This is a genomic window from Nostoc sp. UCD121, from assembly GCF_014222285.1.
GTDB lineage: Bacteria > Cyanobacteriota > Cyanobacteriia > Cyanobacteriales > Nostocaceae > Nostoc.
This window is the reverse complement of the sequence record NZ_JACKZS010000568.1, coordinates 1-277: the sequence shown is the minus strand read 5'-3', so window position 1 is coordinate 277 and position 277 is coordinate 1. Positions and strand designations below refer to the sequence as shown.

Sequence of the window (277 nt, the reverse complement as noted above, 5' to 3'; positions counted from 1 at the left end):
GGATACCTAATCTTCAGACGAGTTTCCCGCTTAGATGCCTTCAGCGGTTATCTCTTCCGTACTTAGCTACCCGGCAATGCCATTGGCATGACAACCGGTACACCAGAGGTACGTCCACTCCGGTCCTCTCGTACTAGGAGCAGGCTCCGTCAAGTTTCCAACGCCCACGGCAGATAGGGACCAAACTGTCTCACGACGTTTTAAACCCAGCTCACGTACCACTTTAAATGGCGAACAGCCATACCCTTGGGACCGGCTACAGCCCCAGGATGTGGTG

1 rRNA gene is annotated in these 277 nt (G+C 54.2%); it reads right to left on the bottom strand.

Annotated elements, in window-relative coordinates:
• Nucleotides 1–277: ribosomal RNA gene (locus GNF10_RS37505) — 23S ribosomal RNA — on the bottom strand; the annotation flags it as partial.